Source organism: Lysobacter sp. ESA13C, from assembly GCF_019970005.1.
GTDB lineage: Bacteria > Pseudomonadota > Gammaproteobacteria > Xanthomonadales > Xanthomonadaceae > Lysobacter > Lysobacter antibioticus_B.
In genome coordinates, this window is the sequence record NZ_JAHXYK010000003.1 from 524,447 (window position 1) to 542,581 (window position 18,135).

Annotated in this window: 14 protein-coding genes; 10 read left to right on the forward strand and 4 right to left on the reverse strand. The window is 62.1% G+C overall.

Annotated features, from left to right (window positions below):
• Positions 1–63: 63 nt before the first annotated feature.
• Complete coding sequence (locus tag LC490_RS08405) at positions 64–1,008, forward strand: triacylglycerol lipase (RefSeq protein WP_223619879.1); 945 nt, start codon at positions 64–66, stop codon at positions 1,006–1,008.
• A 21-nt stretch (positions 1,009–1,029) separates the two neighbouring features.
• Complete coding sequence (locus LC490_RS08410) at positions 1,030–2,016, forward strand: lipase secretion chaperone (protein WP_223619972.1); 987 nt, start codon at positions 1,030–1,032, stop codon at positions 2,014–2,016.
• 227 nt (positions 2,017–2,243) lie between these two features.
• Here the strand turns inward: LC490_RS08410 and LC490_RS08415 are convergent, their stop codons facing one another.
• From LC490_RS08415 to LC490_RS08425, 3 genes are all read right to left on the reverse strand, one after another.
• Entirely contained in the window at positions 2,244–2,717 is a 474-nt protein-coding gene (locus LC490_RS08415; RefSeq protein WP_223619880.1) for a DUF4426 domain-containing protein, read from the reverse strand.
• Positions 2,714–3,550, reverse strand: a complete 837-nt coding sequence (gene proC / locus LC490_RS08420) for a pyrroline-5-carboxylate reductase (RefSeq protein ID WP_223619881.1) — start codon at positions 3,548–3,550, stop codon at positions 2,714–2,716. Before proC ends, LC490_RS08415 begins: the two co-directional genes overlap by 4 nt.
• A 108-nt stretch (positions 3,551–3,658) precedes the next feature.
• The gene (locus tag LC490_RS08425; RefSeq protein ID WP_223619973.1) at positions 3,659–4,342 is read right to left on the reverse strand and encodes a YggS family pyridoxal phosphate-dependent enzyme; all 684 of its coding nucleotides are present in this window, start codon (positions 4,340–4,342) and stop codon (positions 3,659–3,661) included.
• A 175-nt stretch (positions 4,343–4,517) separates the two neighbouring features.
• On the opposite strand from LC490_RS08425, the gene LC490_RS08430 reads away from it, so the two are divergent.
• The 8 genes from LC490_RS08430 to LC490_RS08465 all read left to right on the forward strand — a co-directional run bounded on the left by LC490_RS08430 (position 4,518) and on the right by LC490_RS08465 (position 15,934).
• Entirely contained in the window at positions 4,518–5,555 is a 1,038-nt protein-coding gene (locus tag LC490_RS08430) for a type IV pilus twitching motility protein PilT (protein WP_031370959.1), read from the forward strand.
• 104 nt (positions 5,556–5,659) lie between these two features.
• Positions 5,660–6,838: a PilT/PilU family type 4a pilus ATPase gene (locus tag LC490_RS08435; protein ID WP_051884544.1), complete on the forward strand. Its 1,179-nt coding sequence runs from the start codon at positions 5,660–5,662 to the stop codon at positions 6,836–6,838.
• A gap of 346 nt (positions 6,839–7,184) precedes the next feature.
• Positions 7,185–11,993, forward strand: a complete 4,809-nt coding sequence (locus LC490_RS08440) for an RHS repeat-associated core domain-containing protein (RefSeq protein WP_223619882.1) — start codon at positions 7,185–7,187, stop codon at positions 11,991–11,993.
• The gene (locus LC490_RS08445; protein WP_223619883.1) at positions 11,993–12,487 is read left to right on the forward strand and encodes a hypothetical protein; all 495 of its coding nucleotides are present in this window, start codon (positions 11,993–11,995) and stop codon (positions 12,485–12,487) included. The genes LC490_RS08440 and LC490_RS08445 overlap by 1 nt, the downstream gene beginning before the upstream one ends.
• Positions 12,488–13,737: 1,250 nt before the next feature.
• Positions 13,738–14,193: a hypothetical protein gene (locus LC490_RS08450; RefSeq protein WP_223619884.1), complete on the forward strand. Its 456-nt coding sequence runs from the start codon at positions 13,738–13,740 to the stop codon at positions 14,191–14,193.
• 382 nt (positions 14,194–14,575) lie between these two features.
• On the forward strand, positions 14,576–14,983 hold the full coding sequence (locus LC490_RS08455; protein ID WP_223619885.1) for a hypothetical protein: 408 nt from the start codon (positions 14,576–14,578) through the stop codon (positions 14,981–14,983).
• Positions 14,984–15,083: 100 nt separating this feature from the next.
• On the forward strand, positions 15,084–15,485 hold the full coding sequence (locus LC490_RS08460; protein ID WP_223619886.1) for a hypothetical protein: 402 nt from the start codon (positions 15,084–15,086) through the stop codon (positions 15,483–15,485).
• Between the two features lie 191 nt (positions 15,486–15,676).
• Positions 15,677–15,934 (forward strand): hypothetical protein, encoded by a 258-nt coding sequence (locus LC490_RS08465; RefSeq protein ID WP_223619887.1) that lies wholly within the window; start codon positions 15,677–15,679, stop codon positions 15,932–15,934.
• Positions 15,935–16,180: 246 nt separating this feature from the next.
• Here the strand turns inward: LC490_RS08465 and LC490_RS08470 are convergent, their stop codons facing one another.
• The gene (locus LC490_RS08470; RefSeq protein ID WP_223619888.1) at positions 16,181–17,911 is read right to left on the reverse strand and encodes a DUF4153 domain-containing protein; all 1,731 of its coding nucleotides are present in this window, start codon (positions 17,909–17,911) and stop codon (positions 16,181–16,183) included.
• Positions 17,912–18,135 lie beyond the last annotated feature (224 nt).

Sequence of the window (18,135 nt, forward strand, 5' to 3'; positions counted from 1 at the left end):
CATACCGGTTCGTACAGTCGGGCCGTCGGTGCCTGCCGACGTCCACCCACGATCGGAGGGATCATGTCGCGAGTTCATTACCGGCGCCTGTTGCGCGCACCGCTGCTGCTGGCCTGTCTGTTGCTGGCCGGGGTGGCCCCGGCATCGGCCGACGATTACACCCGGACCCGCTACCCGGTGGTGCTGGTGCACGGCCTGTTCGGCTTCGATGCGATCGGCGGCGTCTACGGTTACTGGTTCGGCATACCCGAGGCCCTGCGTGCCGGCGGCGCCCGCGTGCACGTCGCGCAAGTGGCCGCGACCCAGTCCAACGAAGTCCGCGGCGAGGCGCTGATCGACCAGCTCGAACACCTGCAGGCCCTGCACGGTTACGGCATGTTCAATCTGATCGGCCACAGCCAGGGCGGCCCGACCGCGCGCTATGTCGCGGCGGTGCGTCCCGATCTGGTCGCGTCGATGACTTCGGTCGGCTCGCCGCATGCCGGCAGCAAGGTCGCCGATTTCGTCGGCACGACCCTGCCCGAAGGCTCGCCGCTGCGGCCCCTGGTCGCATCGTTCGTCAACGCCTTCGCCGGCCTGATCGGCCTGTTGTCGGGCAGCGACGACCCCCAGGATTCGCTGGCCGCCTTGGCCGCGCTGGAAAGCGCAGGTTCGGCGCGGTTCAACGCGCGCTACCCGCAGGGCGCGCCGACCACCGCCTGCGGTTCCGGCGCCGCAAGCGTCAACGGCATTCGCTATTACTCGCTCGGCGGCACTTCGCGCGGCACCAACCTGCTCGATGCCTCCGACGTGGCGATGGTCGCCGGCGGCCTGTTGTTCGGCGGCGAAGCCAACGACGGCCTGGTCGGGCGCTGCTCCTCGCATTGGGGCCAGGTGATCCGCGACGACTACGGTTGGAACCATCTCGACGAGGTCAACCAGATCGCCGGCCTGCGCGGCCTCTTCAGTTCCAGCCCGACCAGCGTTTATCGCAGTCAGGTCAACCGCCTCAAGAACGCCGGTCTATAAGCGATGCGGCCGGTGCCGGGCATGCTCGCGGCGGCGTGTGCCTTCGCCGCGATGCTCGCGGGCGGGTGGTGGCTGTCGAGCCGCGACGGCGGGTCGGCGATCACCACCGCGGCGGTAACCGCGGTGCGCGACATCGATCCGCCCTTGCTCGTTGCGGCGCCTGCGGGCAGTCCGGCGACTGTCATGACGGCATCGTCGCCGACCGACTCCCTGCGCGACACCGACGTCGACGGCGCGGTGCGCGTCGACGCGCAGGGACGCCCGCAGCCGGATCGCGAGTTGCGGCGCTTGTTCGATTACTTCCTCAGCCGCACCGGCGAGCAATCGCCGGAAGCGATCCGCGTCGCCTTGATCGCGCATCTGCAGCCGCGCCTGGCCGCCGATGCCTTGGCGACAGTGCTGGCCTGGTTCGATGCCTATGTCGCCCTGGAACGCGACTCGGTCGTGGCCGGACACGAGGCCCGCGACATGGCGGCCGCGGTGGCGCGGGTGCGTTCGCTGCGCCGCGAGCGCCTCGGCGCCGAACTCGCGCAGGCCTGGTATGGCGAGGAAGAGCGTGCCTACGACGATGCGCTTACTCGGCGCAGGTTGTTAGCCGATCGCAGCCTCGACGAGGCCACGCGCGCAAGGCGCCTGGCCGAACTGGACGCGCGCTTGGACCCGCAACGGCAGGTCGTGCAGGCGCAAGCTCTGGAACTCGACAGCGCCGTGCGGCAAAGCCGTGATTTCGAATTGCGCCAGGTCGATGCCGCCACGCGTTACGCCGAACGCGAAGCCTTGTTCGGGCGCGAGGCCGCGCAGCGCCTGGCCGCTCTGGATGCACGCAAGGCGCAATGGCAGGAGCGCTTGCGTCGCTATGCCGCGCAGCGCCGACGCGTGCTGGCCGATACCGCGCTCAGCGACAGCCAGCGCCGGCAGCGCATGGCTTCGCTATTGCAGGGGTTCGACGCCAACGAACGCCGCCGCGTCGATGTGTTGACGCGCAACGGTTTGCTGCCGGGGCCATAGAGCTTGCGTCGGCGGTCGTAGTGTCGTGGTCGCGGCTTGCGCCGCTCCTACCCCTTGCTGCGTCGCCAAAGGGTAGGAGCGGCGTCCTACTGGATTTCCTGCGGTCACGAGCCGCGACCGCCATGGTCAACGACTGCGTTGCGCAACGACCCCTTACATCTAAACGTCCATCGCTCTTGCCCGTCATCCCGGCGAAAGCGGGGTGAATGGATGTGCGACCGACAACCTCAGAAAAAATCCCGATTGAACTGCAAGGTATAGCGCTGCCCCTGTTCGCCGACTGCCTTGACGTCGAAGCGCAAGGTGTCCGGCGGCGAGATCGCGACCACGCCGACGTAGTCGAGCAGGTCGCCGTCGCGCATCTCGCGCATGCTCAGGGCCTGCTTGCGGCCGAGCAGATCGACGCTGGTCACCGTGACTTTCGCCGGCACCGACACCGAGGTGGCGTCGTCGCCCTTGCGCAGCGACACCACCACCAGCACCGTGCGTTCGTCGTGGCTGGCGCCGTAGCGTTGCGCGATCGCCGGCGACAATTGCTTGGCCTGGATGGCGCTGGCGCGCACGCTGATGTCGCCGATGCGCACCACTTCTTCGCTGCGCGCGGCATTCGGGTTCTGCGCCGGCGTCGGGCCCTCGCCGCCGCAGCCGGCGAGCAGCGCCAGCATCAATCCCGCCGCGGCCTTGCCTGCGAAGCCGTTCATTCGTTCGCCGCCGACAACTGGCGGCCGCGCTCGGTCGCCGCAGCGATCGCGCGGTCGACCAGGGCGCGGAAACCGCCGGCTTCGAAGGTCTCGATCGCGGCTTGGGTGGTGCCGCCCGGCGAGGTCACGCGTGCGCGCAGCACTTCGGCCGGGTCCTCGCTATGGGTCAGCATGGTCGCCGCGCCGAGCAGGGTCTGCCGGACCAGGGCGCGCGCCGCCTCGGCGCTCAGCCCTTGGGCCTGGCCGGCCTGCTGCATCGCTTCGGCGAGCAGGAACACGTAGGCCGGGCCGCTGCCGGAGACCGCGGTCACCGCATCCATCTGCGCTTCCTCGTCGATGCGGACGGTCGGCCCGACCGCATCGAGCAGGCTCGCCGCCTGATCGAAACGCGGAGCCGCGGCGGCATTGGCGTACAGCCCGGTGATGCCGGCGCCGAGCAGGGCGGGGGTGTTCGGCATGGCCCGCACGACCGCGGCGCCACCGCCGAGCCAACGGTCGAGCTGGCCGGCGGTGATGCCGGCGGCGATCGAAATCGCCAGCGGGCGTTGCGCCGCGGCCTGCGCCGCGAGGCTCGCGCAGACCTCGCGCATGACCTGCGGTTTGACCGCGAGCAACCACAGCGATGCACCCTCGGCAGCGACGCTGGCGTCGTCGAAGCACTGCACGCCGAAGTCGCGCTGCAGGGCTTCGCGCAGGGCCTCGACGGGTTCGGCGACGCGGATGTCGCTTGCGGCGACGCCGCGGGCGACCAGGCCGCCGATCAGGCTGCGCGCCATGTTGCCGCCGCCGATGAAGGCGATCGACCCGGAGGGGAGGGAAGCGGATTCGGACATGTTCGACCAGTGCGGAAAACCGGACCGCAGGATAACAACCGGCGTCGGCGGCGTCCGCCGCGTCCGCAGTGTCCGTCTGGGCGCCGAGGCACCCAGGCGCCGGGTCGGTCAGGTCTGCGGCTTGGTCCGCGCGCCGAACAGGGCGGTGCCGATCCGGACCATGGTCGAGCCCTCGGCGATCGCCACCGCGTAGTCGTCGCTCATGCCCATCGACAAGGTGTCGACGCTGCGGTGAGTTTGAGTGAGCGAGTCGAACAACTGCTTGCTGCGCCGGAACGCCGGGCGCAGCAGTTCCGGCTCGTCGTGCGGCGCCGGGATCACCATCAGCCCGCGCAGGCACAGCCGCGGCTCGGCGGCGATCGCCGTCGCCAGCGCCTCCACTTCCTCGGGACGGCAGCCGTGCTTGCTGGCTTCGTCGTCGATATTCACTTGAATCAATACGTTGAGCGCGGCTTGGTCGGCGCGCCGGTGCCGGGCCAGCGCCGTCACCAGCTTCAGGCGGTCGACGGTCTGGACCCAATCGAAGCGCGTGGCGGCCTCGGCGGCCTTGTTCGACTGCAGGTGGCCGATCAGGTGCCATTCCAGCGCCAGCCCGGCCGCGGCGGTCCCGGCCATCGCGGTTTGCTTGGCCAGGGCCTCCTGAACGTAGTTCTCGCCGAACGCGGTTTGCCCTTTCAGCGCCAGATTCGCGACCGCCGTCTCATCCCGGGTCTTACTGACCGCAAGCAATCGAGGTACCGGCCTTCCGGCGTCATGCGCCGTATGCGTCAACTGATGCAAGATGTCGTGCAGGACGTGCTCGTGCACGAGGGGAATCCTGTAGTGAAAGGGCTGGATCGGACATGCCGTGAGGGGGCTATACTGCCTCGCAGGGGTGGTTTGGTTCCAGCTTGAAGTTGCAATCAAGCCCTTGAGGCTGGCTTTTCACGGACCCGGTTGACGGGTCCCTGCAGTGCGGGGAGCACGCATGGATATCGCCGAACTTCTGGCGTTTTCGGTCAAGAACAAAGCATCCGATCTTCATCTGTCGGCAGGTCTGCCGCCGATGATCCGGGTCGACGGCGACGTACGCCGCATCAACATCCCGGCCCTGGACCACAAACAGGTCCATGCGCTCGTCTACGACATCATGTCGGACAAGCAGCGCCGCGACTTCGAAGAATTCCTCGAGGTCGACTTCTCGTTCGAGATTCCCGGCCTGGCGCGTTTCCGCGTCAACGCCTTCAATCAGAACCGCGGTGCCGGTGCGGTGTTCCGTACCATTCCGTCGGAAGTGCTGTCGCTGGAAGACCTCGGCTGCCCGCCGATCTTCCGCCAGCTGATCGAGCAGCCGCAGGGTCTGATCCTGGTGACCGGCCCGACCGGTTCGGGCAAGTCGACCACGCTCGCGGCGATGATCGACCACATCAACAAGAACGAGTACGCGCACATCCTGTCGGTCGAAGACCCGATCGAGTTCGTGCACACCTCGCAGAAGTGCCTGATCAACCAGCGCGAAGTCCACCGCGACACCCACGGCTTCAACGAGGCCCTGCGTTCGGCCTTGCGCGAAGACCCCGACTACATCCTGGTCGGCGAGTTGCGCGACCTGGAAACCATCCGCCTGGCGCTGACCGCGGCCGAGACCGGCCACTTGGTGTTCGGCACCCTGCATACCTCGTCGGCGGCCAAGACCGTCGACCGCATCATCGACGTGTTCCCCGCCGGCGAAAAGCCGATGGTGCGTTCGATGCTGTCGGAGTCCTTGCGCGCGGTGATCTCGCAGGCCCTGCTCAAGAAGGTCGGCGGCGGTCGTACCGCGGCGTGGGAGATCATGGTCGGCATCCCCGCCATCCGTAACCTGATCCGCGAAGACAAGGTCGCGCAGATGTATTCGGCGATCCAGACCGGCCAGAGCCACGGCATGATGACGCTCGACCAGCACCTGCAAGACCTCGTCAAGCGCGGCATGATCCTGCGGCCGCAGGCGCGCGAGTACGCGAAGGACAAGCGTTTGTTCGACTGATGCGCTCGCCGGCGAAGTTTCCCGCTTCGCCGGCCTCCGCATCGCGCCGATTGCCGCTTGCGCACGACTTCCCCTAGTTCCAGACCTCCCGAGGAGGTAGCCCCATGAACAACCCAGCCAATCCGAATCCGGCCGGCCCGGCCAGCCCCGCTACCGGCGCCATCGACTTCACCTCGTTCCTCAAGCTGATGGCGCACCAGCGCGCCTCGGACTTGTTCATCACCTCGGGCATGCCGCCGTCGATGAAGGTCCACGGCAAGATCAGCCCGATCACCCAGAACCCGCTGACGCCGCAGCAGAGCCGCGATCTGGTGCTCAACGTAATGAGCCCGCAGCAGCGCGAAGAGTTCGAAAAGACCCACGAGTGCAACTTCGCCATCGGCGTGACCGGCGTCGGCCGCTTCCGCGTGAGCTGCTTCTACCAGCGCAACCAGGTCGGCATGGTCCTGCGCCGCATCGAGACCAAGATCCCGACCGTCGAAGAGCTGAATCTGCCGCCGATCATCAAGACGCTGGCGATGACCAAGCGCGGCATCATCATCTTCGTCGGCGCGACCGGTACCGGTAAGTCGACTTCGCTCGCGGCGATGATCGGCTACCGCAACCAGAACTCGACCGGCCACATCATCACCATCGAAGACCCGATCGAATTCGTCCACCGCCACGAAGGCTGCATCATCACCCAGCGCGAAGTCGGCATCGACACCGACAGCTGGGAGAACGCGCTCAAGAACACCCTGCGCCAGGCGCCGGACGTGATCATGATCGGCGAGGTGCGCACCCGCGAAGGCATGGACCACGCCATCGCCTTCGCCGAAACCGGCCACCTGGTGCTGTGCACGCTGCACGCCAACAACGCCAACCAGGCGATGGACCGCATCATCAACTTCTTCCCCGAGGACCGCCGCGACCAGCTGCTGATGGACTTGTCGCTGAACCTCAAGGGCGTGGTCGCCCAGCAGCTGATCCCGACCCCGGACGGCAAGGGCCGCCGTGTCGCCATGGAAATCCTGCTCGGCACCCCACTGGCCCAGGACTACATCCGCGACGGCGAGATCCACAAGCTCAAGGAGCTGATGAAGGAATCCGTGCAGCTCGGCATGAAGACCTTCGATCAGGCCTTGTTCGAGCTCTACCAGGCCGGCGAAATCGGCTACGAAGACGCCCTGCGCTACGCCGACTCGCAGAACGAAGTGCGTCTGCGCATCAAGCTCGCCCAGGGCGGCGACGCGCGCACCTTGTCGCAAGGCATGGACGGCGTGGAAGTGGCCGAAGTGCGCTGAGGCATCGGCGACATCGTCAGAAATGAAGAACCCGGCTTCGGCCGGGTTTTTTGTTGCCGGTCGAGTGGCAGAGTAGTGAACGAAACTATTTCGGTCGTCAATGGCCGACGCACACGCAGGATGTTGCGGAGTGCCGGGCGAACCGCAATGGTCCGAGTTTGTCGGCTTAATGTGATATTCGTGAACTGCTTACACCGTCCGAATTCTTGAGACGGCCGTCAAGGATCATCGCCCCGGGCCCTAGCCCTCCGGTCGCCCGTTCGTCGACACCGGCACATTGCCATCGTACGTACAGGACCCAGGATGTCCGGCCGCTTCGGCGGCGCTTTCATCGGAAGAACCCGTCATGCCCTCCAGTTTTGTCCTTCGTCTGTCCGCCCTTGTTTGCCTGGCGCTTGCCGCGTGGCTATTGCCCGGGGGCGCGCGCGCTGCCGATCGATACTGCGCTAATCGCTACATGCCTTTGAACCAGGAGTCGGCATGCTTCAAAACCAAGGCCGAGGCGCTGCAGTTTATTCGTACCGAGCCGGCGACACCGAGTGGCAATTCGTTGCTGGAGCTCGAGTCAAAGCGGACCAGCCTGAACAATGTCTCGGAGACTTACCGCGTCAAGCGTGCGGTTCCAGCGTTCTATGGAGATTACTACTCCGCCGACGACCAGTGGGGAAAGGGACGGGCTTGCGCCTCCAATGGGGTGGTACAGCCGAACGGCCGCATCGCCTGTGATGATGAGGGGCGTTTATCGGATGATATCAACGCGTCTTATTCGATCCCGGTTCTCGATCATTACTACACCGGTTCCTATAGAGAGTACGGTGCAGGCTGGGGAGATGCCGGTCAATACATCTATATACAGCGCAACTTCAGCGGCGCGGACGCTCGGAAGTATGTGGCGAAGCTGTCGATCGGAGATCTGAGAACGTGGACCGTATCGCGGGTGGACTGGTTTAAGTGCCCTGAGTTATTTCATGGCACCTGGGCCAACCCGAATGTCGATAAGTGGCCTTATGCGTGCGCTAACGACTCGCGCGGTGAGATTTACTGGAAGTCGAATCAGCACGATTCTTGCTGCAAAGACGGCAATCCCGTGGTCGCCGCCACAGGAAACAAAGAGCATCGGGAAGACGATTTCGATTGGGAAGGGCAGGCGTTTATCCGAACGTACAATTCGATCGGCGATTTCGAGTTCAGTTCCGGCCTGACCGATCATTGGGCGCATTCGTATTCCAGCCGGCTGATCATGTACAACGGCTTGCCGAACACATGGTTGCGTTCGGACGGGTACTACGAGTTTGTCGGCAAGGTAACGGACACGTCGTACCACTCCGACAACCGGCCCGGCGTGATCATGATCCGCGAACCCGATGCGATCGCTGCGGAAAAAGGTCGTTGGAGGTTGTCGACCTCGTCTTTATTGGAGTGGTTCGACGATTCCGGCCGCCTCAGCGCCTACGAAAACGGCGGGCGCCTGTATCGGCTGGATTATTGCAGCCAGGCCGATGTCCAGGGGGGCCTTTGCCCGGCAGTTGGCAAGCTGTTGCGGGTGCGCAGTCCTTCGGGGCGCGAACTCAACTTCCAGTATGTGGCGGCCATCGCCGCCGGGCCAGACGACGACGGACTGCGCATCGCGCGCATCGGCAACGCCGGTGCCTGGTTGGTCGAATACGCCTACGACACGGCCGGGCGTCTGACTCACGCCAGCAAAGGCGGCGCCGCGGCTGGTGAAGGTATGCAGTACCTGTACGGCGAGGGCGACCGGGTCTGCCGCAATGCGGCCGGGCAGGCGATCGCCGGTTGCAATCCGGCTCTATGGGGCAGCAAACTCACCGGCATCATCGACGAGACCGGGCAACGTTACGCCACGTACAGCTACGACGAATTCGGCCGGACCACGATCAGCGATCATGCGCTTGGGGCCGGCAAGGTCACCCACACCTATAACAGTTCGGGCTCGGTGATGGTGACCCTGCCGACCGGTTCGGCCAAGACTTATGATTTCAATGCGGATCCGTTTAGGCAGCCGACCCGCATTGCGCTCTCGGCCACCGACGGCTCGAATGCAGGCACGTCTACGGCCCAGTACTTGAACAACCGCATCTGGTGGCGCCAAGACGAGCGCGGCTACCGTACCGATTACGAGCACGACTCGTTCCAGGAAATCAGCCGCATCGAAGGCCGCACGTCCGGGCAGGGCGTCACCCCAGTCACTCGCAAGATTCAGACCGACTGGAATCCGGGTTATACCAAGCCGACCGAACGTCGCACCCTCGACAGCGCTAACATCCTCGTCGCCAAGTCGAAGTGGAGCTACAACGACCGCGGCCAGTTGCTGACCTCGACCAAAATCGACCCGATCACGAATGCCGAACGCACCACGGTCACGAGCTATTGCGAGGCGGCGGACGTGACGGCGGGTAGTTGCCCGATCATTGGCTTGGTCAAGTCGATCGATGGTCCTCGTAGCGATCTGGCCGACATCGCCGCTTATACCTACTACGCCAGCGACGACCCGGCTTGCGCCACATCGCCTGCAACCTGCGCCTACCGCAAGGGCGACCTGTGGAAGATCACCGACGCCCTCGGCCACGCTACCGAATTCCTGCGTTACGACGTCGCCGGCCGAGCGCTGTCGAGCAAGGACGCGAACGGCGTCGTTACCGACCTCGAATACACGCCGCGCGGTTGGTTGGTGGCGCGCAAGGTGCGCGGCGCCAATAACAGTTCGGAAACCGACGATGCGATCACCCGCATGGAGTACGACCTGATCGGCCAGGTCAAGAAAGTCATCCAGCCCGACGGCATGTTCTTGCGCTACGAATACGACGCGGCGCATCGCCTGACCGACATCTACGACAACGCCGGCAACCGCATCCACTACACGCTCGACAGCGCCGGCAACCGGACCAAGGAAGACACGAACGACAGCGGTGGCGCCCTGATGCGCACCTTGTCGCGCGTCTATGACCAATTGGGGCAACTCAAGACGGCTAAGACCGCGCAGGACCACGCCACCGGCTTCAGCTACGACGCGAACGGCAACGGCGACGTCACCACCGATGCGCTCGGCCGCAAGACCGACAACGACTACGACCCGCTCAACCGTCTGGCCAAGACCCTGCAGGACGTCGGCGGCATCAATGCCAAGATCGAATACAAGTACGACGCGCTCGACCGGCTGACCCAGGTCACCGACCCCAAGGGCTTGAATACCACCTACAGCTACAACGGCTTGGGCGACCGGGTTCAACTATCGAGCCCGGACACGGGCGTCACGAACTTCAGTTACAACGCAGCCGGCCAGGTGGCGACCAAACAGGACGCCAATGACGCCATCCCGCACACCTACACCTACGACGCACTGGGCCGCCCGAAGACAGTGTCCTACGGCAGCGGAAGCGCTGATGTCGAATACGACTACGACACCGTCAACGAGGTTTGCACCGCCGGAGAAACCTTCGCAGTCGGTCGGGTAAGTGCGATGCGTACCGAAGGCACGGAACTGAAGTACTGCTACGACCGTTTCGGCCAGGTCGTACGCAAAGTGCAGTCGGTCGACAGCCAGAGCTTCACCTTGCGCTATGCCTACACCCTGGCAGGGCAGCTGCAGGCTATGGCTTATCCCGACGGTGCGGTTGCCGATTACGTTCGTGACAGTCAGGGGCGGATTACAGAGATTGGCGTGACACCTTCAGGTGGCGTGCGAAGCGTGCTGCTCAACAATGCGATCTATAAACCGTTCGGCCCGGTAGCCGGGTGGACTTATGGCAATGGCCGCAGCCTGCAGCGGACTTATGACCAGGATTACCGGGCTAAATCGATCCTGGATGCCGCCAGCGGTGGGTTGTCGCTATCTTATGGCTACAACGAGGTCGGTGAGCTGACCGAACTCAAGGACGGGCTGCAGAGCGCTTTTCTGGCCAAGTACGACTACGACACGTTGGGTCGATTGAAGATTACTCGCGACGGCCCGACTGGCACACCGCTGGAAACCTACGGCTACGACGCGACTGGCGATCGCACCAGTTTGCTACGCGCCGGCGCCACGACGAACTACACCTATTTGACGAACAGTCACCGACTGAGCGACGTGGGTGGTATAGCGCGCGGTTACGACACGGTCGGTAACACTACTAGCATTGGCGGCACGGCGAAGGAGCTCGTCTACAATGCCAATGATCGTATGAGCCAGATCAAGTTGGCTGGCGTGGTTAGCCGAAGCTATCGTTACAACGCTAAGGGTGAGCGCGTCGCTGCCAGCAATGGTTTAAACAGTCCGGTCGTTCTTTACACGCTATACGACGAATTCGGCCACTGGCTTGGCGACTATGATGCCAACGGCGTGGTTAACCAACAGGCGGTATGGTTGGACGAGTTTCCCGTTGGCATTCTCGATGGCGTTGGCACGGCGCAAAAGCTGCACTACATCCAGCCCGATCAACTCGGTACGCCACGCACGGTTATAGATGCGAGTCGCAATGTTGCGGTCTGGAACTGGAATGCCAAGGGTGAAGTCTTTGGCAACGATGTCCCGAATCAGGATCCCGACCAAGACGGCACCGCTTTCGTTTTCGATATGCGCTTCCCCGGGCAGCGCTATGAAGCGGCTGCGGGGTTGAACTACAACTACCTTCGGGATTACGAGCCAGGTGTTGGGCGTTACGTCACGTCGGATCCTGTTGGTCTAGCGGCTGGGGTTAATACCTATTCGTATGTTCGGGGGCGTCCATTGACGCAAATTGACCCTCAAGGACTTACGGCCATAACGGCAGCTCCCGCGTATCCAATATCGTTGCCACCTTGGCTCGGCATAGCCGGACGGTATCTGCTTTGGGGCGGGACTCGGGGGGTAGTCCTTTGGGCGATATCGCCCACTGACATGGGGTACGCAGCATGTGAAATGCCCGGCGGGCCGCCTTGTGGTGGGGGGCATGCCGAGTCACGTTTCCATAATGACCCGGTGGTTCTGCAACCAGTTGATGTTGGTCGCGATTGCGATGGGAACTGTAATCCTTGCCCAGCTGATGTGAAGTGGTACGTTAATAAGCCTGGTCACGGCCATTCGACGGGATACTGGCACGTGATCGTTTACAACCAGAACCCAAAGACCTGCGTCTGCTACCCAGATCGCCCAAGTCAGGGATTGGAGGGGAACTAATGGCCTGCCTAGACATTACAGGCGAAATGATTGGCTTCAAGGAAACGTGTCGCCACCTTTGGAATGCCGCCCTGGTTTCGCCAGATCGTGCGATTTCATTGCTGAGAATCCAGTCTTTTGAGCATATCGAGAGAGAGCTTCTAAAGGAAATGGTACTAAGAAGGGTTGGCGCAGCAGAAGCTGCATCGAATTATCGACAAGTCCCTATTGATAGGCTTCTCGTTCACCCCAAGAGATTCTTGTCCGTGTTGTCCGTAATGGTTGGCGATGAATCTCAAGGCGGTGGCCGGCGTTGGTCTGAGGAAGTTGCGATTCCGGTGGATAAATTAAGTCAAATGGCTTTCTTTGATTTTTTTGACTGGGATATGTACGTGCATAGGAATTTTTCTTATGTCAGAGTCGTGGACCTCCAGACTAGTGTTTTTCATCTTGTAGAGTCCTGTGATGTGGATTTCTGTTTTCATGCGGAGCTGGAGGCGAAGGGGCGGGCTTGATCACTATTCACATGGGCATATCAGTTGAGGGGCGGTCCCCGTGATTTGATAGGGAATGAGGTTCGGATTTTGTTGTGTGGCGACAAGCGTTGAACCGATCCTGAACTCAGTCGGTCTTGCACTGAGCATTCTGCGAGCGATCAGCAGCAGTTGCGGCTGCTCAGGTTTCACGCCAGCCGGCGCAGCCGCCTTCAGCCGCTACGCCCGCTCAAGTTACAGCCGAATTCGCCTCGCAGTCTGCGCCGAACTGATCGTCGGCCGGCGACGAGGCGCCGGACGGACGTCGCCTTTGCGCAGAGCAAGTTCGATCGCGTCGAAGTGGGCTCCCACATGGCTGTTGCCGGTCTTGACCTAGTCTCCATTCTCGAAGTTTCGGCTCGGAGATGCGCAGTCGGATGGGGTTGGCCTTATGCCTCAAGGACCTGCTTACGGATTCGATATTTCGGCTGGTATTTACGTTGAAGCGTCGTACGTGCTCCCGTCGTCAAGCAAGGATCGCTCGGACTGTACCAAGTGAGCTATGCACATGAAGTTTGCAGACATTCGAAGCGGCTTTAAATTGGCAGTTGTCGTTAACGGCTGTCTTTTCGTCGCGGCAATGTTGTCGCAAAGCGCTGATCTGGCTGATTTTGTGTTTAGCCTCGTGTGGATGATGGGGCTGTTAGCCATATGCGTCGTCTTCTGTTGGCTTTACCGCAGATACGTTCAAGGCCGTAGGGCACACACCTAGGGTGTCAATAAGCGAAGCGCATTACGCTGATTCAACAAAAGCCCTGCCCACACCCGGCGGGACTGTCGTTTTAGCTCCTAGCGTGCGGTGGAGCGCGCTACGCGGTTCTGGCGTTGCCGCTGTTGGCTCGGTCCGACCGAACAGGCGCTTGCCTGATAGTTGTTGATGAGGCTTTCGAGCAGGGCTTCGTCCCGGCGAAGAGAGTGCCCGAGTTGAGCAAGCTGTTCCGGAACGACATCTATTTCCGATGGCGACTTTAGTGTGCGAGAGGGCTCTGGGCGATCGTTGGCCTGGCTGTCATCTTCGGCGCCAGGTGATTGAGGGCTCGCGGTTCTATGCCCGAGGCCCGTGGCGCTATGACGCATTTCTCAGGATTCGAGTTGCAGATGAAGAACCCGGCTTCGGCCGGTTTTTTGCTGGGGATAGTGTTAAAAGAGCGGCTGCTCGTTTCCTTCGCAGCTATCGATTGGAGGCGAATGTATGAGTGCTGGGCTTGGGGTGAAATTAGGGTGGCGATTTCATGAGTGATGAAAATTATTTGAATGCCCGACTGCTGAGTGCTTTGGGCTCCGGGAGGCCTGAGAGGGACGTCAAGAAGTTGTTGTCCGATTTTGAAGACTCTCTTCTTGGTTGTGATTTTATGCCTGACGCGCAGTTCAATTTTGTTGTTTTCTTCCTTCGGGCGGATGATGCGTTGCGATTGGAGGCTGCCGTATATTTATTTTTGGCTCTGCAGGTTGAGTTCTACTTGCTATCTAGTGCGCAGGTGGAGCGCTTGATTGATTCCCTGCGTTCAGTCCATTTTATTTCTGCGGGCTCTGAGGCTGTGGCAATTGCTTGTGCGGATATGATCGCAAGAAGTCTTGATCCAGGAAGGGCGGCGCTAATATTTAAAGAGGCCGAGGAAGTCGAGGCCTATGCATTCGCGAGATTTGGGGTGGAAGTGTTGCGTATGCGCTCTCTTCGTTACATATAAGTCGATATGGGTCGGTTGGTTGGGTCTTTATGTTTTTCACTGTCTCGGTGTGCCACTGTTCCTTTGTAGCTATCGATTAGAGGTGGATGTATGAGTGTTCGGATTGGGGAGATATACGAAGATGCATTCTTTCATCCCTGCCTATGCTTGGGAATTGATGAGGCAGGTTTTGTATGGGGAGTGTCTCTGGTCGACGGAAGTTATCCTCGGGCGACAGATATTCATAGGAGCGGCGTTCGCCGTTTGACGGTCGAGGAAGCCTGGGAGTGGAAGATGAAGGGGCCGGAACGTATTGCGGTAGAGTGGGGCGCGGAGCATCCTGAGAAACAGTAGGTTTGTTGCCAGGTACCTGTATCGAAGCGATCAAAGGAATTAGCCCGAGATGCCATGTGTTTTCGATTTTGTTCGCGGCGCCGGTGTCACACTGTTGTTTTTAATGGCGTCTTGCTCGACGGAGACAGAAGCAGAGACGCAGCCAGAGGCGCGTGGTGAGGTCTGGGTCAGAGGAAGAGGGGTGATCAGCTCCTTTGATCTGCGCAAAGACGGCACATACGTGTCCTCAGTGAACTGCGATATCTGCCCTGAGAACCAGCAGGCAGGTACTTGGCGAAGAGGCGGAGAGCGCCTGGTGCTTACCGAGGCTGGAGGCTCGGTAGAGCACGTTTTTGTTGAAGTGAAATATCGGGGCTGCAATGGCCTCGTCCCGGAGAAGAAGGTGCCCGAGCTGAGCAAGCTGTTTCCGACCGACATCTATTTTCGATGGCACGATGAGTGCCCCCGGGATCTGTGAGGATTCAACACTTGGGCCGCCTTTTGCGGTGGCGCATTGAATTGATTGGGCTGCATAGTGGCGCGAGCCCAAGTAGTTCCCCTTAAAGATCTAATCTGCAATGGAGTACCGTATCTATCTTCGTGCGGAGGGCCGCGTCAGCGACTGCTCTCAGGCACTGCTTGAGTTCGCAAGCCGCATCGACGGACATATCCCCGGCATGCTGCGTCGCCGCAAGCATGATAGCTCGCCGTTGATACTGGGCCTGTTGGAGTACTGGATGAGCGACGAGGTCCGCGTAACATCGGGTCGGCCTGAGGATCGCTTGTTGACGATGCTCGAATCGTACGAGCCCGCCTTGACTGCTGCCGTATCCGGATTGGCAGTCGACTTCAACGTACAGATCGTCGTGGAGTACTGCAAAGGCGAAGAGCCGTCCGGCTTCTTTCTCGATAGACCCTTGCTCAAGCTGCTCGTTAAGATCGGTGCTACGTTGGATGTTGATGCCGTGCAGATTGGCTGAGGAGAAGCTGCGTCGGTCTTGCACCCGCTCGGGCTCGTCCCAATAGCGATAGAGCGTGGTTCACGCCACTCTTGCAGGGGGCAGCAGGCATAGCTGCGGTTATACAGGTTTCGCAGGGGCCGGCAGATGACTTGCAACCTGGTTGGGTTCCTGTTGAGCCGTTTAGTAATCTAATTTCAAGGGCCTTCCTGATGAACTATGCCGGTCTAGATAGGGAGATGGCCGTCGGAGATATTGTCCTGGTCGAGGGCGCAGCGCAGGGGCTTGTCATCTGTGATTTTGAGCGTTGGCTTTGTCTCGATGGGTATGAAGATTGGCTCACAAAGAAGGAAATGGTGGGCGGGGGTTATCTTTCGAGCGGCGTGCTTGTCAAAACTGCCGAAATGGGAATGGTTCATTACGCGGTGCCGGATGCAACTATCGTTTTTGTTGAGTCTTCGAACGGATAGGTACGTGGCGCAGGGGCGAGGCGCCTATCGACTTAGTGAGCTGGCTCTATCGACAGGGCGGCACACAGTTTTGGTCCCTCCCGCCTCGCTTGAGGTCGGAACGGTCTCTCATCGCGAAGCTCGGTCGCGGCTTACGCCGTTCCTACAAGGGAGCGACGATCAGGCGCAGTTGGGGTTACTCAGGTTTCGTAGCCGTGGCCGGCGCAGCCGCCTTCGCACGCTCCACACGCTCAAGCTCCAGCCGAATCACCTCGCCACCCTCGCCGAACTGATAATCAGCCCAACGGCGGGGCACCGGGCGGACATCGCCTTTGCGCAGGGCCGGTTGGATCGCTTCGAAGCGGTCGCCGAGATAGCTGCTGCCGATCTTGATCCAGGCTCCGTTCTCGAAGGCGTAGACGAAACAGCTGGCGCCGTATCGGTTGGTGTTGCACAGCAGGTAGTCGTTGCGGCCGTCGCGGTCGAGGTCGGGCGTGAACAGCAGGCATTCGGCGTGTTCGCCGAGGCAGTCGGGCGTGAACAGCTTTCCGTCGAGCACGATCTGTAGCCAGGCCAGGCCGGGTCGGGTGCGTCGGCGCGGGGTGCGGGTTTGATGTGTTCGCGCACCGCAGCGAGTGTGTTCGGCGACTTGCCAGGGCGGTTGGCCAGGTAATCCCACGGAGTGTCGAGTTTGATGACGCGTTCGAGTTCGGCTTTCTCGGCAGCGGTGGCGAACTTGGGATCCTTGCGCAGGGCCAGCAAGGCTTCGTAGCCGCGGCGGCCGCTATCGAAGCGCAGGTGCCTGAGGTCGAAATCTTCCGCGGCGATGCGGTCGTCGTGCAGGCGCGCAAGTTGGTCGCCGACGCTGAGCCGGTGCGGGTCCAGCAGCCAGGAGTTGGCGGCGACCGCGAATGCCAACGCGACCAAGGAGACGATCACGTTGACCCGCATCAGCGGGCGCAACCAGCCTTGGCGCGGCCGCAGCGCGGCCCAGGCGTAGCCGAAGGCATAGGCGCTCAGCAACAAGGAAGCGACCAAGGCCCAGAAGCGGTCGCCGGTCCAGCCGTGCTGGGCGATGCGCAGACCCAGCGCGTACAGGCCCAGGGCCGCATACACCGGCAAACTCAGCAAGGCGGCCTCGACGATGCGCCGCAGCCACGCCGGGTAGGGCGGTTCGCCTTCGCCGTCCTGGTAGACGGCGTTGACGAACAGCACCAGCAGGGCGATCAGGCACATCAGGATCAGGGTCGCCGAGCGGGTGCGCCACAGCGCGTCGAGACCGGTGAACGGCAGACTGACGACGAACAGCACCGCGATCAGCGACAACAGCGGCAACAGGCCCTTGAAGATCGCGAACAAGATCTGGCGTGCGACTTGCACCGGCCGCTGCTGGGTGCGCCCGACCAGGATGCCCAGGCCGACCATGATGCCGGTGGCCAGATAGGCGAAACGCGGGTCCGAGAACAGGTCGCCGAAGAACTTGATGCCGATCAGCTCGAACAACACCGCGCACAGGGCCAGCACGCCCCAGCTGATGCCGACGAAGACGCCGGTCAGGATCAGGGTCAAGGCGTTCTGCCAGCCGTACTCGAACAGGTCCGGGTAGGGCGCGTTCCAGCGCCGATGCGCGATCCGGCATTGCAGGTAGGGCAGGGCGATGAACAAGGCGATCGCCACGCTCGCACCGAACGGCCATAGCACCGCGCCGGCCTTGATCTGCGGCGCACCGGTGACGCTCCAGCCGGCCCACGCGGCCAGCACGGCGTAGATGGCGGCCAAGCCGAGGCTCTGCTGCCAGAAGCGGCGGTCGCGCAACTCCTGCACCGACAGGATCATCGCGCTCGGCACCGACAGCACCAGGGCATACCAGCAGATCTGTGCGCTGTGGCCATCGAGGACGTGGCCGCTGCGCGCCAGGTACAGCAACAGACCTTGCAGCAGGGCGATGGCGACGATGAAGCCGCGGGTGGAGCGGGGCAGTGCGGGGGCCGTGCTCATGTTCTGTCCTGATGGCCTGGGTCGTTGTGGCGGTGCCAGCCGGCCTGCGAAGGCGGGTACGGCGCTGCCATCCATGACGTTCGGTTCAGCGGGTCTGGCGTGGTTTGCGCGCCGGCGCTTTGCTTGCGGTCTTCTTCGCGGCCGTTCTTTTCGTGACGGCCTTTTTTGCCGCCGTTTTTTTCGCGGTCGGCTTGGGCGCCGCCTTGGGCCCAGCCGGCGGCGCG

Excerpts from the sequence above, each read along its gene's own strand:
- proC (WP_223619881.1), bottom strand. The coding sequence starts at position 3,550 with ATGTCCGAATCCGCTTCCCTCCCCTCCGGGTCGATCGCCTTCATCGGC.
- LC490_RS08435 (WP_051884544.1), top strand. The coding sequence starts at position 5,660 with ATGAACAACCCAGCCAATCCGAATCCGGCCGGCCCGGCCAGCCCCGCT.
- LC490_RS08410 (WP_223619972.1), top strand. The coding sequence starts at position 1,030 with ATGCTCGCGGCGGCGTGTGCCTTCGCCGCGATGCTCGCGGGCGGGTGG.
- LC490_RS08460 (WP_223619886.1), top strand. The coding sequence starts at position 15,084 with ATGGAGTACCGTATCTATCTTCGTGCGGAGGGCCGCGTCAGCGACTGC.
- LC490_RS08430 (WP_031370959.1), top strand. The coding sequence starts at position 4,518 with ATGGATATCGCCGAACTTCTGGCGTTTTCGGTCAAGAACAAAGCATCC.
- LC490_RS08465 (WP_223619887.1), top strand. The coding sequence starts at position 15,677 with ATGAACTATGCCGGTCTAGATAGGGAGATGGCCGTCGGAGATATTGTC.
- LC490_RS08440 (WP_223619882.1), top strand. The coding sequence starts at position 7,185 with ATGCCCTCCAGTTTTGTCCTTCGTCTGTCCGCCCTTGTTTGCCTGGCG.
- LC490_RS08405 (WP_223619879.1), top strand. The coding sequence starts at position 64 with ATGTCGCGAGTTCATTACCGGCGCCTGTTGCGCGCACCGCTGCTGCTG.
- LC490_RS08415 (WP_223619880.1), bottom strand. The coding sequence starts at position 2,717 with ATGAACGGCTTCGCAGGCAAGGCCGCGGCGGGATTGATGCTGGCGCTG.
- LC490_RS08450 (WP_223619884.1), top strand. The coding sequence starts at position 13,738 with ATGAGTGATGAAAATTATTTGAATGCCCGACTGCTGAGTGCTTTGGGC.
- LC490_RS08470 (WP_223619888.1), bottom strand. The coding sequence starts at position 17,911 with ATGAGCACGGCCCCCGCACTGCCCCGCTCCACCCGCGGCTTCATCGTC.
- LC490_RS08455 (WP_223619885.1), top strand. The coding sequence starts at position 14,576 with ATGCCATGTGTTTTCGATTTTGTTCGCGGCGCCGGTGTCACACTGTTG.
- LC490_RS08445 (WP_223619883.1), top strand. The coding sequence starts at position 11,993 with ATGGCCTGCCTAGACATTACAGGCGAAATGATTGGCTTCAAGGAAACG.